The following is a 15886-nucleotide window of genomic DNA, read 5'->3' on the forward strand; positions in this document are numbered from 1 at the left end:
ATATGGAGAGGGGTTGCTTGCTACGGCGGCCCTCCCCCTCAACGGCGAGAGGGCGTGTCGGTTACTGCTTGCGCACCGGCGCATCGCCGGCGACGTAGTAGTCGGCGGTGCTGCGCGGCAGCGGCGCGCGCTGGCGAATGCGGTCGGCGATCTTTTCGGCGATCATGATGGTGGTGGCGTTCAGGTTGCCGGTAATGATCAGCGGCATGATTGACGCATCCACCACCCGCAATCCTTCCATGCCGTGCACCCGGCCCTGGCCGTCGACCACCGCCATCTCGTCTTCGCCCATCTTGCACGAGCAGGACGGGTGGAAGGCGGTTTCGGCGTGCTCGCGCACGAAGGCGTCCAGCTGCTCGTCGGTCTGCACCTCCGGCCCTGGGCTGATCTCGCGGCCGCGGTATTCGTCCAGGGCAGGCTGCGCCATGATTTCGCGCGTGATGCGGATAGCGTCGCGGAACTCCTGCCAATCCTGTTCGGTCGACATGTAGTTGAACAAAATGCTCGGGTGCTGGCGCGGATCCTTCGACTTCACCTGCACCCGGCCGCGGCTCGGCGAGCGCATCGAACCGACGTGGGCCTGGAAGCCATGCTCTTTCACCGCGTTGCTGCCGTTATAGTTAATCGCCACCGGCAGGAAGTGATACTGAATGTTCGGCCAGGCGAACTCTGCGCGGCTGCGGATGAAACCGCCGGCCTCGAACTGGTTGCTGGCGCCGACGCCGGTGCCGTTGAATAGCCATTCCGCGCCGATCTTCGGCTGATTGAACCATTGCAACGCCGGGTACAGCGACACTGGTTTCTTACAGGCGTACTGCAGATACATCTCCAGGTGGTCCTGCAGGTTCTCTCCGACGCCCGGCAGATCGTGCACCACGTTGATGTCCAGACTTTTCAGCAGCGCCGCCGGGCCGACGCCCGAACGCTGCAGAATTTGCGGCGAGGCGATGGCGCCGGCGCACAGCAGCACTTCGCGGCGCGCTTTGGCATGGGTCAGCTGATTGCTGTCGCCCTGCAGATAGTTAACGCCCACTGCACGCTTGCCGTCGAACACGATGTGGTCGGTCAGCGCATGGGTGACGATCGTCAGGTTCGGCCGCGAACGGGCCTGATCCAGATAACCACGGGCGGTGCTGGCGCGGCGCCCTTTCGGCGTCACGGTGCGGTCCATCGGGCCGAACCCTTCCTGCTGATAGCCGTTCAGATCGTCGGTGCGCGGATAGCCCGCCTGCACGCCGGCTTCCACCATGGCGTGGAAAAGTTCGTTGTTACCGGCCTTCGGCGTGGTGACGCTCACCGGGCCATCGCCGCCGTGGTAATCGTTCGGGCCGATATCGCGCGTTTCCGCCTTGCGGAAATACGGCAGACAGTCCAGATAGGTCCAGTCTTCCAGACCCGGCGCCTTGGCCCAGTTGTCGAAGTCCATCGCGTTGCCGCGAATGTAACACATGCCGTTGATCAGGGACGAACCGCCCAGCCCTTTGCCGCGGCCGCATTCCATCCGGCGGTTATTCATGTGCGGCTCAGGATCGGTTTCATACGCCCAGTTATAGCGGCGGCCCTGCAGCGGAAACGCCAGCGCGGCCGGCATCTGGGTACGGAAATCCATCCGGTAATCCGGGCCGCCGGCTTCCAGCAGCAGGACGCTGACGTCGGCGTCCTCGGTCAATCGGGTGGCTAACACGTTGCCGGCTGAACCGGCACCGATAATGATGTAGTCAAATTCCATTCATTATCTCCTTACTTTATAGAGGCCTGGTCAGGCAAAGACGCGAAGCGCGGCTCGGCAACAGGCTGTGTATTTGGGCGCTCTAGAGATTGTCGGCCGCAGCCAACGCGGCTGCGGCTCGAAAGACGACGGGAAGATCAGAATACCGAGGCGTATTCGCCCAGCTCGACCTGCACCGATTTGATCTGGGTGTAGTGTTCCAGCGTCGTCAGGCCGTTCTCGCGGCCAACGCCGGACTGCTTGTAGCCGCCGACCGGCATTTCCGCCGCCGACTCGCCCCAGGTGTTGATCCAGCAAATGCCGGCTTCCAGCTGGTGGATCACGCGGTGCGCGCGGGCCAGATCGTTGGTCACCACGCCCGCGGCCAGGCCGAAGGTGGTGTCGTTGGCGCGGCGCACCACTTCCTCTTCGTTCTGGTAGCTAAGGATGCTCATCACCGGCCCGAAGATCTCCTCGCGCACGATTTCCATATCGTCACGGCAGTCGCTGAACACCGTCGGCGCCACATAAGCGCCCTTGCCGAATTCGCCATGGGTGACGCGTTCGCCGCCGCACAGCAGGCGCGCGCCGCTGTTTTTGCCGCTCTCGATAAAGCGCAGCACCGACTCCATGTGCGCGAAGCTGACCAGCGGCCCGAAGTTGGTTTGCGGATCGGTCGGGTCACCGAGGCGAATGCGCTTCACGCGCTCGAGGATTTTCGCCTCAAACTGCGCCTGCAGCGCCGCCGGCACGAAGACGCGGGTGCCGTTGGTGCACACCTGGCCGGAACTGTAGAAGTTGGCCATCATGGCGATATCGGCGGCGCGATCCAGATCGGCGTCGTCGAAGATAATCAGCGGCGATTTGCCGCCCAACTCCATGGTGACTTCCTTCAGCGTCGAACCCGACGCGTTGGCCATCACCTTCTTGCCGGTTTTCACCCCGCCGGTGAAGGACACTTTGGCGATGCCCGGATGGTCGGTCAGGTACTGCCCCACTTCCGCCCCGCTGCCTGTCACCACGTTGAACACGCCGTCCGGCAGGCCGGCTTCGGTGTAGATTTCCGCCAGCTTCAGCGCCGTCAATGACGTGACTTCACTCGGCTTGAAGATCATCGCGTTGCCCGCCGCCAGCGCCGGCGCGGACTTCCACAGCGCGATTTGAATCGGGTAGTTCCAGGCGCCGATGCCGGCCACCACGCCCAGCGGCTCGCGGCGGGTGTAGACGAACGAGGTATCGCGCAGCGGGATCTGCTCGCCTTCAATGGCCGGGATCAGGCCGGCGTAGTACTCCAGCACGTCAGCGCCGGTGACGATATCCACCGCGGTGGTTTCCGACATCGCTTTGCCGGTATCCAGCGTTTCCAGCGCCGCCAGTTCATCGTTGCGCTCGCGCAGAATATCCACCGCGCGACGCAGGATGCGCGAGCGCGCCATCGCCGTCATCGCCGCCCACACCTTCTGCCCGCTGGCCGCACTGGCCACCGCACGATCGACGTCTTCAGCGCCGGCGGACTGGACTTCAGCCAGAACCTCGCCGTTCGCCGGGTTAATGGCGTTGAAGGTTTTTCCAGCGGTGCTGTCTACATAGGCGCCATGAATATAGAGCTTCTGCAAGCCAAAACGGGACATAGGATCTCCTTGAGTTATCCTCCGGGCGGCGTTTGCCCCCGGAGTTGGAACGTGATGTATTCGGTCGTGAGCGCCAGCGCCTGCGCCTGATTGAACGCGGAGCCGCGCAGCGCGCTGCGCAGCCACAGCCCATCGATCAGCGCCGCCAGCCCCTTGGCCGCCAACCGCGCCTGCGGCTGCGGCATAACGCGGCGAAACTCGGCGCACAGGTTGGAATAGAGCCGACGGCCGTTCACCTGTTGCAAGCGGTTGAGCTGCGGCTGGTACAGACTGCTGGCCCAAAAGGCCAGCCAGGTCTTCATCGCCGCGCTGTTGATCTGGCTGTCGTCGAAGTTGCCGGCGACGATCGCCTGCAACCGCGCCGCCGGGCTGTTGTCGGTCAGCGCCTGCAGCCGCAGCTTCACCGCCTCGCCCAGATGGCTGATTAGATAGCGCATCGTGGCTTCCAGCAGGCCGTTCTTATCCTTGAAATAATGGCTGATGATGCCGTTGGAAACGCCGGCCCGCCGCGCAATCTGCGCGATGGTGGCGTCATGCATTCCCACTTCGTTTACCGCGGCGAGCGTGGCATCAATCAACTGCTGCCTTCTGATTGGCTGCATTCCTACCTTTGGCATATTTCGACTCTCACAAAACCGACTTCGGCCTTATCTCAGCGGGCAAATTTCACTGCCGTTTCGCCCGTGATTCAGGTCATCATGAGGACTATTAAACTTTTTTTTGATTGAACGTTCAATAAAAATTGCATATATTTTATTGCCGCCTGGTTAAAAAAATGTATTTTCTGGTTGTGGAACTGGCTGATTTTTGTGAGGTAATTAACGAATCTGACCAAAATCAGTGGCTGTAAGCGGTTCCCGCCGCGAAGCGCTCCGGTGCTTCATAAGCAGGCGAAAGCGGCATCGTTCAGGCCATTCCCGTGGGGATGGCCGCCGCCTTCATTCGCCCGTTTTCCGGATGCGCCAACGCGCCCCAGAATGCGGAGCGGCACGATTTTACTCAGTTCAGAGGATGACGATGACAACACGCGAAACCTCCTCCAAACCGCAGCAGGACCGCCTCAACCCTGTGGTTTTCTTCACCTCGGCGGGGCTGATCCTGGCCTTCTCGCTGATGACCATCTTTTTTACCGACTTCTCCGGGCAGTGGATCACCCGCACGCTGAATTGGGTGTCGACCACCTTCGGTTGGTACTACCTGCTGGCGGCGACGCTGTACATCGTGTTCGTGGTGTTTATCGCCGCCTCGCGCTTCGGTTCCATCAAGCTCGGGCCGGAACAGTCCAAACCGGAGTTCAGCCTGATGAGTTGGGCGGCGATGCTGTTCGCCGCCGGCATCGGCATCGATTTGATGTTCTTCTCGGTCGCCGAGCCGGTGACCCAGTACATGATGCCGCCGGAAGGCGACGCGCAAACGCTGGAGGCCGCCCGCCAGGCGATGGTCTGGACACTGTTCCACTACGGCCTGACCGGCTGGTCGATGTACGCGCTGATGGGCATCGCCCTCGGCTACTTCAGCTATCGCTACAATCTGCCGCTGACCATCCGCTCGGCGCTGTACCCGATCTTCGGTAAACGCATCAACGGCCCGATCGGCCACAGCGTGGACATCGCCGCGGTGCTCGGCACCATCTTCGGCATCGCCACCACGCTGGGCATTGGTGTGGTGCAGCTCAACTACGGCCTCAAGGTGCTGTTCGAGATCCCGGAAAACCTGACGGTGCAGGGCTCGCTGATCCTGCTGTCGGTGATCATGGCCACCATCTCGGTCACCTCGGGGGTCAACAAGGGCATCCGCATCCTGTCCGAGCTGAACGTGCTGCTGGCGCTGGGCCTGATCCTGTTCGTGCTGTTCTTCGGCGACACCGAGTTCCTGCTCAACGCGCTGGTGCTTAACGTCGGCGATTACGTCAACCGCTTTATGGGCATGACGCTCAACAGCTTCGCGTTCGATCGGCCGGTGGAGTGGATGAACAACTGGACGCTGTTCTTCTGGGCCTGGTGGGTGGCGTGGTCGCCGTTCGTCGGTCTGTTCCTGGCGCGCATCTCGCGCGGGCGCACCATTCGCCAGTTCGTGGTCGGCACGCTGATCATTCCGTTCGTGTTCACCCTGCTGTGGCTGTCTATCTTCGGCAACAGCGCGCTGTATCAGATCATTCACGGCAACGCGGAATTCGCGCAGGAAGTGATGCAGTTCCCGGAGCGCGGCTTCTACAGCCTGCTGGCGCAATACCCCGGCTTCACCTTCAGCGCCTCGGTGGCCACCATCACCGGCCTGCTGTTCTACGTCACCTCGGCGGACTCCGGCTCGCTGGTGCTGGGTAACTTCACCTCGCGCCTGGCCGACATCAATAATGATGCGCCGAACTGGCTGCGGATTTTCTGGTCGGTGGCCATCGGCCTGCTGACCATCGGCATGCTGATGACCGACGGCGTGCCGGCGTTGCAGAAAACCACGGTGATCATGGGCCTGCCGTTCAGCTTCGTGATCTTCTTCGTGATGGCCGGGCTGTACAAATCGCTGCGGGTGGAGGACTACCGCAAGGCCAGCGCGCTCAGCACCCTGGCGCCGGTGCCAGTCTCCAGCCACGACGTGCTCAACTGGAAACAGCGTCTGTCGCGGGTGATGAACTACCCGGGCACGCAGTACACGCAGAAAATGTTGGATAAGGTTTGCCGCCCGGCAATGCAGGACGTGGCGCGCGAGCTGGAGTTGCGCGGCGCGAAGGTGGAGTTCAGCGAAGTGCCGCCGACCGAGGACGAACGCCTGAACCACCTGGAGCTGCTGGTGCACCTGGGCGAGGAACAGAACTTCATCTATCAGATCTGGCCGATGCGCTACTCGGTGCCGGGCTTCACCTACCGCGCCCGCTCCGGCAAGTCGCACTACTACCGGCTGGAAACCTTCCTGATGGAAGGCACCCAGGGCAACGATCTGATGGACTACAGCAAGGAACAGGTGATTGGCGATATTCTCGACCAGTACGAGAAGCACCTGAACTTCCTGCACATTCATCGCGAAGCGCCGGGGGGCACCCTGACCTTCCCGGATATGTGACGGCCGAGAAATAACCAGAGGGCGTAGCCAGGCTACGCCCTTTTTTATGCCTGCTCGGCCGGCAAATCGGCCTTCAGCAGCACCAGGGAGCCGGCCAGCAACACCAGATCCTTGATTAAAAAGCTGGTGGCGCCGGCCATGGCGGGAAAACCGCCGGCGGATGGCTCCCAGGCGCCCGGCGTGGAAAAGATCAGCGTCAACGTGGTCAGGTAGGTCACCGTCGATCCGATCGCCCCCAGCAAACCCAGACGCCGCGACCAGAACCCCGCCAGCAGCAGCAAACCGAAGCTCCATTCGGCGACGCCCAATGCATAACTGGCGCCGCGAATGCCGAACGCCTGATGCATCCAGCTCAGCAGCGGGCTGTTGCCGATCAGCGGCACCAGCCCCTGCGCCTCGTAATCAAACCATTTGGCGTAACCGAAGGCGGCAAAGATCACCACCAGCGCCGCGCGCATAAAGATAACGTCCCCGTTCGAGCGCCGAAAGCGCCGCAGCCATGTCGCCAACATCATCCTCTCTCCTTATGTTGCCCGCAGCCGCCGCGGTTTGCCGCTTGCGGCCGCGGGGTGAGGCGGCTTAGTGCCCCATCGCGTCCTTTTTCATCTCGTCTTTCTTCATGCCGTCTTTGGCCATACTGTCTTTCGCCATGCCATCCTTTTTCATGGCGTCTTTGCCCATTTTGTCTTTCTTCATGCAGTCCTTGCCCATGCACTCTTTTTTCATGCCGTCTTTCGCCATGCCGTCGTGCGACATCTGGCTCATGCCGTCCTTTTTCATCGCGTCTTTGCCCATGCCGTCCGCGGCGTTGGCGCCGGCTACGCCCAGCATCAGCGCGCTGCACATCATCATTGCGAATAACTTTTTCATGGTATTTCCTTCCGTCATGTCAAAGGCACCGGAGTGCCGGAGAATGGTCGGCGGCCGCCTCAGCTGCCGCCAAACCAGTTGTAACCCTGGTCTTCCCAGTAACCGCCCGGGAAGCGGTTGGTGACCTCGATCACCTGAATGTGCTTCGGATTCTTGTAGCCCAGCTTGGTCGGCATGCGCAGCTTCATCGGATAGCCGTACTTGCGCGGCAAGATCTGGCCGTCGTAGGTCAGCGCGATAATCGTCTGCGGATGCAGCGCGGTGGCCATGTCGATACTGGTGTAGTAGTCGTCGGCGCATTTGAAGCTGACGTAGCGGGCGCTCAGATCCGCGCCGATTACCTTTAGAAAGTTGGCAAACGGCACGCCGCCCCACTTGCCGATGGCGCTCCAACCCTCGACGCAAATATGACGCGTCACCTGGCTAACCTGCGCCATCCGATGCAGCTGCGGCAGGCTCCAGGCGCGCTTGTCCTGCACCAACCCCGCCACTTCCAGCCGATAGTCGTCGCCGTTGATGTCGGGCGCCTCCTCCTCGGCGTAAAAGGCGTTGAACGGGAATGGCCGGGTGATCATCGACTCCGGGTAGACCGGTGCCAGGCGATCGCCGTTGAACAGCCAGCCCTGCACCCGATCGTTGAGGCGCGAAATGCGGCTCAGCGCCTGCTCGACGTTGGCGTTGCCGCTGAGATCGCAGCCGGTAAGCATAGCGATACCGCCCAGCGTCAGGCCGTTGCGCAGAAAGCGGCGGCGGGACGACGCGGTCAACAAGCGCTGCGCTTCTTTGACGATCGCCTGCCCTTCAACGATCGTCATGATCGGTTTATCCTTTTTCATCGTGAACTCCTTAACGTCCGCGCAGCATGGCCAGCAGCGTGCGGGGCACCAGCGCCACCATCACCAAATGGATCGCGACGAAGGCCACCAGCGCCGACATGGCGAAAAAGTGGATATAGCGCGCCGCCTCATAGCCGCCGAGCAGCGTGCGCAGCAGCGGAAACTGCACCGATTTCCACAGCACCAGTCCGGACAGCGCGCTTATCACGCCGAGGAGCATCACCGACAGATAGGCCACGCGCTGCACCATGTTGTAGTGGCGCAGGTCGGCGTGCTGCAGCCTGCCGCGCAGCGCCGCGCCGACATCGGCGAGAAACTGCTTCGGGCTGAGCGGCCAATATTTGCGTTTGAAGCGCCCGCTGGCGAGGTTCAACAGCAGGTAACACAGCCCGTTGACGCCAAACAGCCACATGCCGGCGAAGTGCCACTGCAGCGCGCCGCCCAGCCAGCCGCCGAGCGTCAGCTCGTTGAAGAAGCTGAAGTTGAACAGCGGCGAAGCGTTGTAGATACGCCAGCCGCTGGTCACCATGATCAGCATCGCCAGCGCATTCAGCCAATGCGTTAACCGCAGCCACAGCGGATGTACGGTCTGTCGTTGTTCCGGGGTGAGAGTGAGGCTCATAACGATTCCTGCCAGCTAACGATGCGATGAACCGAGTATTCCCCGGATTTGTTCCCCAAGACCTCACGCAAAGTTAAATAAAATGTGATAACTCCGCCGGTGGCGGTTGTGTAGACTTCAGAGAGAATCGGGCTAATCAGCGGTAATGAGAATGGACAAGCCAAAACGAATTTTGATCGTCGAGGACGACGGCGACATCGCCGAGCTGCTGCAGTTGCATCTGCGTGACGAGGGTTACGCCATCAGCCACGCCGCCGACGGCAATCAGGGCATGGCGATGCTGGAACAGGGCGGCTGGGACGCCTTGATCCTCGATCTGATGCTGCCGGGCGTAGACGGATTGGAGATTTGCCGCCGGGCGCGCACCATGACGCGCTACACGCCGATCATCATCACCAGCGCGCGCTCCAGCGAGGTGCACCGCGTGCTGGGGCTGGAGCTGGGCGCCGACGACTATCTGGCCAAACCCTTTTCCATGCTGGAGCTGGTGGCGCGGGTCAAGGCGCTGTTTCGCCGCCAGGAGGCGATGAGCCGCAACCTGCGCATGGACGCCGGCGCGCTCAGCTTCAACGATCTGACCATCGATCCCATCGCCCGCGAAGTGCGCCTGCACCAACAGCCGATCGAGCTGACGCCGCGCGAATTCGACCTGCTGTACTTTTTCGCCCGCCACCCGGGCCAGGTGTTCTCGCGCCTCAGCCTGTTGAATCAGGTCTGGGGCTATCAGCACGAGGGGTATGAGCACACCGTCAACACCCATATCAACCGGCTGCGCATCAAGATCGAGCGCAACCCGGCGGAACCCGAGCGCATCCTCACGGTGTGGGGCATGGGCTATAAATTCGCGGCCGCGCCGCAAGAGTGAGCCATGAAAAACCTTACGTTAGCGCAACGCCTCACGATTATCTTCGCGCTGCTGATCGTCATCGGCTGCGCCTTTTCCGGCTGGATGCAGGTGCGCAGCAATACCCAGTACAGCCAGGCGGTGATCCAGCGCCTGTCCGGCAACCTGGCGCAGCATATCGCCGACAGCAATCCGCTGCTGGGGGTGAACGGGCCGGATCCGCAGGCGGTGCATACCCTGTTCGACCAGCTGATGGCGGTGAACCCCAGCGTTGAGGTTTATCTGCTCGACAAACAGGGCGCAATCATTGGCAACGCCGCGCCGGCCGGGCATCTGAAGCGGCAGCGGGTCGCGCTGGCGCCGCTGCAGGCGCTGCTCGATGGCGCGCAGATGCCGGTGTACGGCGACGATCCGCGCAGCGCGGACGGGCGCAAGGTGTTCAGCGTTGCGCCGCTGAAGGTCGACGGCCGGGTCGAGGGCTATCTGTATGTGGTCTTGCTCGGTGAAGAGTACACGGCGCTGGCCAGCAACGCCCAGTTCAACTCGGCGGTCAGCATGGCGCTGTGGACCTCCGGGATGATGGTGCTGTTCAGCCTGCTGGCCGGCGGTTTCGCGTTCTACTGGGTCACTCGCCCCATCCGGCGCCTGACCCGTCAGGTCAATGCGCTGGACAGCGGCGGCATTGAGGCGGTGCAGGCCTACGCGGCGCTACCGGCGGTGCCGGCCGGGCGCGACGAGGTGAGCCAGCTGCAACAGGCCTTCCACCGCATGGCGCAGCGCCTCGCCGAACAGTGGCAAACGCTGGCGCAGCAGGATCGGCTGCGGCGCGAATTCATCGCCAACGTCTCGCACGATCTGCGCACCCCGCTCACCTCGCTGCACGGCTATCTGGAAACGCTGTCGGTCAAGGCCGCCACCCTGAGCGACACCGATCGGCGGCGCTATCTGGAGATCGCGCTGGCGCAGAGCCGCAAGGTGGGCAAGCTGGCGCAGGAGCTGTTCGAGCTGGCGCGGCTGGAATATGGCGTGGTGAAACCACAAAAAGAGCCCTTCTCCCTCAGCGAACTGCTGCAGGACGTGTTCCAGAAATTCGAGCTGGCGGCGGAGGCGCGCAACCAGCGGCTGCACGCCGACATCGCCCCCGGCGTGCCGCCGGTGTTCGCCGATCTCAGCATGATTGAGCGGGTGCTGACCAATCTGCTGGACAACGCCATTCGCCATACGCCGCCCGGCGGCGACATCGGCGTGCGGCTGTGGCGGCAGGAAGACCAGGTGATGGTGCAGGTCAGCGACAGCGGCCCCGGCATTCCGCAGACGCTGCGCGCCGATCTGTTCGTGCGGCCGTCTGTCCTGAGCGGCGCTCGACGCCCCGCCGGCGGGCTGGGGTTAATGATCGTGCGGCGCATTCTGCAGCTGCACGACAGCGACATTCAGCTGATCGAACAACCGCAAAGCGGCGCCTGCTTCCGCTTTGCCATTCCGCCGCGTTAATCGAGGCAGCTGCGATCGACGCTGATAAATTTGTCGTTATAGATAATGAATTTTTGCCCCTTAAGCCGAATGCCGGCGTGAGTCAGCGTATCACCGGGGCGCAGGTACTCGGTAACGCCCTCTTCATCCGTGCTGTTGCAGCCCGGCTTGAGCAAGAACTTGAAGTAGGTATTGCCGGTGTTGGTGAGCGTTCCCCGTTGTGCATCGAGCCGATAGGCAAAGTTTACCTGGCGTGGACGCACCACCAATATGGTGTCCATCACCACAATCGGCTCCAGATTGACGCCGGCGCCCTGACGCAGCCCCGGCTCGAACAATCGGGTCGGCACTTCGCGAAATGACACCCGGTAATAACGCTCACGATTATCCTGCGGCCCATGATAGAAAAATTTGTAGTACTCCGCCTGCCCGGCCTGCAGCATCAACTGGCGCGGTGCGAACAGCAGTTCGCCATCCGCCGGCCGGCTGCGCACCTCACGCTCTCCCGGCCGATCGATGGCGCGAATGCTCACCTGATACAGACGCGCACTGCGGTTGTTATTCAACACCCGCTTGGCGGTGAGTGCGCTGTCCTGATCCATGGCAAACGTCAGGGTGCCGACATTGATCGCGGCGGCTGTCAACGTGAAGGACAAACATAGCAACCCCATCAGCACACGTTTCACGGCCGTTCCTCAATTGATGTTGCGCCAGGTGGCTTCGACATGAATTTCACCGGCGGCGCTGACGTCGCCATACCAACCGTTGCCGTCGACGGTTCTCAGCGATATCGGGTTATTCATCGGAATGCTAAAGGTCACGCGGGTCTTGTTCAGGACACCCACTTCGCCGGAGATATCATTCCACGGGGTGCTGCTCCAAAGCGCGTTCGTCATGTCGTGCCACTGTCCGTCACAGCCGGCGGCGAAGCTCTGCTGACCGTTGGTGCTGGTGGTGATGCTGAGGATGGCGGGGAACGGCACCTGGGTACTGTTATCCGCAGAGGAAAAGAGACAGTAGTTCACCCCGTTGATCGCCCGGGTGGGCCCGGTCGCCATCACCCTCACCTCATCAGCGGCGGTTTTACCGCTGGTGGTCACGATGTAGCCGAACTCCAGCGCCGGCTCTGTCGGGCCGACATACCCTTCACGGTGCGGGCTGTTGTCGTAATCATCGGAAATAATGCTGATGCTGAAATCGCGCGGCTTGATAATCAGCTGGTTTGAGGTGGAAAATTCATACCATCCCGACTCCGGCGAAGTGGTGTTCTGAAAACGGAAATTGATCAGATCACGGGTGCCGCTGTCGGAAATCCCCAGCGCAACCATCTGCTTGAAGAAGTTACTGGAGAAGAACACATAGACGGCATTGCTGCTCTTCAGCTCGTTAAAGGTATAGTAGCTGCCGGTGCCCGACGTGTTTTTCCAGGTATTGCCGTTCAGACTGAACTGCAGATCGGCGGCATTCACCGCTGAAGACAGCGCCGCATGGTTAATCGCCGGGAAAATATGAATCGAAGTATTGCTGACGCTGCCGTCGGTCTGCAAATCGTAGCTGACCATCTTGCACATGATGCCTGAGCGGGCGCCGATAGTTTGGTTTTTGCAATCGGCATTGCCCTCGCCGATGATCGGCACCCCATCGCTGTTGACGAACACCTCCGATACGGCATTGGTATTGATAAAACGCAGGTGCGCCGCCTTGCTGTGCGTGACGGTGCGCTTGTACCAACTGCCGCTGGCCTGATCCCGACAGCGGCCACCGGCTGAAGCGTCATAAGCTACCGACGTTTGGCAGCCGTTGATCTGCATGCTGAAAGCTTCGCCCGTCGCCATCTGCTTCAGATACTGATAGAAACTCGGCGACATCATGCCGTGCATCCATTTTGCGCCGCCGGGCGTGACCACGGCGCCGTAAAATCCCTTCTCGTCGGTGGTCTGCGGCAGAATCAGACTGGTGTCCATATTACACCCGGCATACCAGTTGATGCAGCGCAAGCCAAGAAATGGGTTCTTTATCGGCGCATTTTCCACCCACATGTCATAGCGCCAGTTGGCATTCAACCCCGTGTTGTAGCCATTATCCACGTACCCCAAGCTTTGCTGATAGATAGTGCCGGAACCGCCGTATTTCAGCCCGGTCCACTTATTGGCACCGGTCATACGCGGATCCAGGCCGCCGGCTGGCGTGACGAAAAAGTTGTCGTCGGCGTTGTTTTCCACGAAGACAAATTTCATTACCGCCGCATCCGGCCAGTTGGTCTGGCTGACCGCAGCCTGCAGCGCAGGGGCCATCAGCGCCAGCAATAACAACAGCGCAACGTTAGCTCTCATGGTCAAACTCCCCGGATGAAACAGTGCCCGCATAGGTTTTCAGCCCGGTGCAGATCACATCACCGACCCACACTGCGCCTTGCGCCTTGCTCAGATCCAAATCCACTTCGCATGTCTGATTGCCGCTGTGGGTAAAATCGATAACCGGGAATTTCTTGTCGACGTCCATGATAAATTCGCCTTTCTCATCGGTGCGGGTGCGGCCGATATGGTTCTTGATATAGGCGTTGGCCAGCAGCGTGCCGTCCTCCGCCTTGATGCGGCCGAATACCGTCACCATCTGTTTGATCTCCGGCGAGATCACCGCCACGTTGCCCGGATACAAGGTGAGCTTGCTCTTGCGTTTGGTCACGATGTCGAAGCTCTCCGCCGAATTTTTGTTGTTCATCAGCTCAACGTCGTACTGGCCGTAAGGCGACAACGGCAGGTAGTTCTTATTGCCGCTCAGTTTCACCATCCGGCCGTCAACCCGCGCGGTCAGCAGACCGTCATTTTCGATGCCGGTGTTGAAGATGATCCCGGCGTTGCCTTCGTTGCGGCCGCTGATGGCGATATCACGCCCTTGCCAGCCTACGCTGCCGCTCGCGGTCAGGCTGCTGTTGACGTAGCCGTCGGCGGAGCTGCTGACATTGAGCGTGCCGGCGGAATATTTGGTGTCGAAGCGCGCATAGCCGCCACCGTTGAAGCGGTTGTCGCCACGGGTATCACCGGCGATTGCCCGCGACAGGTTGGCGCCCAATGTGCGGATTGGGCCATCCTTGATATCTTTGCGCGCCGCCAGGTTGGCGGTGGTGTAGCCGTTTTGGTTGGAAACGCCTGCGCTGAGCCAATTGCCCATCGGCAGTGAAAAATCGAGCGCGATATACTTGCCGGTATTGGCGCTGCTGCTGCCGTTGTTATAGCGTTGCACGCCCGCACGTACGCCCAGCGTGCCGAAACGGCCGGTAAAGATGTTCTGGTAATAATCGGCATTGTAATAGTGACTGTCGTTCTTTTTATCGTCGTTATAGCTGACGCTCAGAGTGCCCAGCGGGGACCACAGCGCGCCCAGATTAAGGCTGCCGCCAACGGCGCGGTTATAGGCATCATTCTGCAACAGGCGCTCGCCAATCTGCGTTTTCTCCTGATTGACCCACAGACTGCTGAAGCCGCCGGGCAACGCGGCGCTAACGCTGTTGATCAAGCTCCAGGAACGATCGGAGGCCGCCATATTTTGCAGGTTGAACTGAATCGACTCGGTCACAGGCAGACTGAGGCGGCTCTCACCGACCGCATTGCCGTCAAACGTATAGCCGGACAGCGCCCAATTGAGCGTTTGCAGATTGCCGGTAGCCGAAGCGCCAAGCAAATAAGAATCCTTTGCCGGACGGTGGCGCTCTCGCTCGCCGCGCCAGTCGTCCATGCGCAGCATCCCGCCCCAGAATTGCCAGGCCAGCGGCGCATTGGCGCCGCGATTGGGGCTGAACAGTTTATTCACTCGCTGCATGCGTTTATCCACGACTTTGCCGTTGACCACGACCTCCACCTCTACGTCATACATGCCGTAGGGCAGACTGGTGGTGTCCACTTCATGGTTGCCCATCGCGAAATTTTGTACGCTGAGCAGACGCCCATCACGCGACAGGTGCACCTCACCGGCCGAGGGAAAAAACACCACGATCGGCGTCAGTGCTTGGGTATTATCGAACACCGTCGAATTGGCGCGGTTGCCGTATGACAGACCGTAAATCTTGCTCGAGTTGATGGTCGTGACCGGCCCCAGTGACTGCAGGTTCCAGCTGTCCAGCATGCCGGCGGCGAAACGACGGCCGGCGAAATCGCGTTCGTACATCGCTTTGTACAGCGTGGCGTTCTCATCGCCGCTGCCGATACCGTAGACTGAACCGTTCAACTCCACGTGGTGTTCACGCAACGCCGTGACGCTGTTGAGCGATAAATAACTGGAGGTATTGCCTTCGCTGGCGCGGGTTCGGTTGTCGTAGACCCCCAGGTTATAATCCAGCGTGCTGCTTACGGCATCCACGCTAGACGCGCCGATATCGCTGGAGCGGCTGCGCAGTACCGTTCCCAAGGCGGATTCCTTCACCACCAACTGCAGGTTGAGCTGCCTGAAATCCAACGCCAGCCAGGCGTCGTCCGCTAACCGGATTTGCTGCCGACGATCGAATTGAGCATCCTGTAAAGCTTGCAACTGGCCGGCAATCGCCGCCGTCAACCGAGCGCCGTCATCGTTATCTTCCAGCGTCACCCGACGAATCTTTAGCCTGTCCCGATCCAAATAGAGAAAGGCATGGCCGATGCGGCTGTCATCTTTGACGCCATCGCTCTTTTCATAATGCAACAACAGCGGAATACTCATCCCCTCACGCAACGCCAGGCTAAAGGTTTGCGGGATCAGCACGCCGTTAATCTGCGTCAAACCGGCCGCCACCGCCATACGGCCGGGCAACAGCGTCGGAAGCGCCAGCGCACCGGCAGCCAAAAGCGTTTTCAACAGCACAGCGTTCACTTGCCA

Annotated in this window: 13 protein-coding genes; 3 read left to right on the forward strand and 10 right to left on the reverse strand. The window is 60.9% G+C overall.

Going from position 1 to position 15886, the window contains the following annotated elements:
* Positions 1 to 61 precede the first annotated feature (61 nt).
* The 3 genes from betA to betI all read right to left on the reverse strand — a co-directional run bounded on the left by betA (position 62) and on the right by betI (position 3956).
* Complete coding sequence (gene betA / locus IMX17_RS10925; protein ID WP_046896961.1) at positions 62 to 1729, reverse strand: choline dehydrogenase; 1668 nt, start codon at positions 1727 to 1729, stop codon at positions 62 to 64.
* 137 nt (positions 1730 to 1866) lie between these two features.
* Entirely contained in the window at positions 1867 to 3339 is a 1473-nt protein-coding gene (betB, locus tag IMX17_RS10930) for a betaine-aldehyde dehydrogenase (protein WP_046896960.1), read from the reverse strand.
* A 14-nt stretch (positions 3340 to 3353) separates the two neighbouring features.
* Positions 3354 to 3956 carry a transcriptional regulator BetI gene (betI, locus tag IMX17_RS10935; RefSeq protein ID WP_033642409.1) on the reverse strand — a complete coding sequence of 201 codons (603 nt, stop codon included), beginning with the start codon at positions 3954 to 3956 and terminating at the stop codon, positions 3354 to 3356.
* Between the two features lie 400 nt (positions 3957 to 4356).
* Here betI and IMX17_RS10940 point away from each other — a divergent pair, with 400 nt between their 5' ends.
* A complete protein-coding gene (locus tag IMX17_RS10940; protein WP_004939112.1) occupies positions 4357 to 6396 on the forward strand; it encodes a choline transporter in 2040 nt (679 codons plus the stop codon).
* A gap of 44 nt (positions 6397 to 6440) precedes the next feature.
* On the opposite strand, the gene IMX17_RS10945 is transcribed toward IMX17_RS10940, so the two are convergent.
* From IMX17_RS10945 to IMX17_RS10960, 4 genes are all read right to left on the reverse strand, one after another.
* Positions 6441 to 6911 (reverse strand): YkgB family protein, encoded by a 471-nt coding sequence (locus IMX17_RS10945; protein WP_004939115.1) that lies wholly within the window; start codon positions 6909 to 6911, stop codon positions 6441 to 6443.
* 64 nt (positions 6912 to 6975) lie between these two features.
* A complete protein-coding gene (locus IMX17_RS10950) occupies positions 6976 to 7266 on the reverse strand; it encodes a pentapeptide MXKDX repeat protein (RefSeq protein ID WP_046896959.1) in 291 nt (96 codons plus the stop codon).
* Between the two features lie 59 nt (positions 7267 to 7325).
* Positions 7326 to 8102, reverse strand: a complete 777-nt coding sequence (locus tag IMX17_RS10955) for a molybdopterin-dependent oxidoreductase (protein WP_046896958.1) — start codon at positions 8100 to 8102, stop codon at positions 7326 to 7328.
* Positions 8103 to 8112: 10 nt separating this feature from the next.
* Positions 8113 to 8724: a cytochrome b/b6 domain-containing protein gene (locus tag IMX17_RS10960; protein WP_046896957.1), complete on the reverse strand. Its 612-nt coding sequence runs from the start codon at positions 8722 to 8724 to the stop codon at positions 8113 to 8115.
* Positions 8725 to 8875: 151 nt separating this feature from the next.
* On the opposite strand from IMX17_RS10960, the gene IMX17_RS10965 reads away from it, so the two are divergent.
* Both IMX17_RS10965 and IMX17_RS10970 read left to right on the forward strand, forming a co-directional pair.
* Entirely contained in the window at positions 8876 to 9589 is a 714-nt protein-coding gene (locus IMX17_RS10965; protein WP_016928494.1) for a response regulator transcription factor, read from the forward strand.
* Positions 9590 to 9592: 3 nt separating this feature from the next.
* Positions 9593 to 11059, forward strand: a complete 1467-nt coding sequence (locus IMX17_RS10970) for an ATP-binding protein (protein WP_046896955.1) — start codon at positions 9593 to 9595, stop codon at positions 11057 to 11059.
* Here IMX17_RS10970 and IMX17_RS10975 read toward each other — a convergent pair.
* The 3 genes from IMX17_RS10975 to IMX17_RS10985 are packed head-to-tail and all read right to left on the reverse strand — an operon-like array spanning position 11056 to position 15880.
* Positions 11056 to 11709 (reverse strand): fimbria/pilus periplasmic chaperone, encoded by a 654-nt coding sequence (locus IMX17_RS10975; protein WP_182265122.1) that lies wholly within the window; start codon positions 11707 to 11709, stop codon positions 11056 to 11058. The genes IMX17_RS10970 and IMX17_RS10975 overlap by 4 nt on opposite strands.
* A gap of 24 nt (positions 11710 to 11733) precedes the next feature.
* Positions 11734 to 13371, reverse strand: coding sequence for a hypothetical protein (locus IMX17_RS10980; RefSeq protein ID WP_046896953.1), 1638 nt, complete (start codon positions 13369 to 13371; stop codon positions 11734 to 11736).
* A complete protein-coding gene (locus IMX17_RS10985; protein WP_046896952.1) occupies positions 13361 to 15880 on the reverse strand; it encodes a CS1-pili formation C-terminal domain-containing protein in 2520 nt (839 codons plus the stop codon). The genes IMX17_RS10980 and IMX17_RS10985 overlap by 11 nt, the downstream gene beginning before the upstream one ends.
* Positions 15881 to 15886 lie beyond the last annotated feature (6 nt).

The sequence above is a fragment of the Serratia sp. X3 genome (assembly GCF_014982455.1).
Classification (GTDB): domain Bacteria; phylum Pseudomonadota; class Gammaproteobacteria; order Enterobacterales; family Enterobacteriaceae; genus Serratia; species Serratia ureilytica.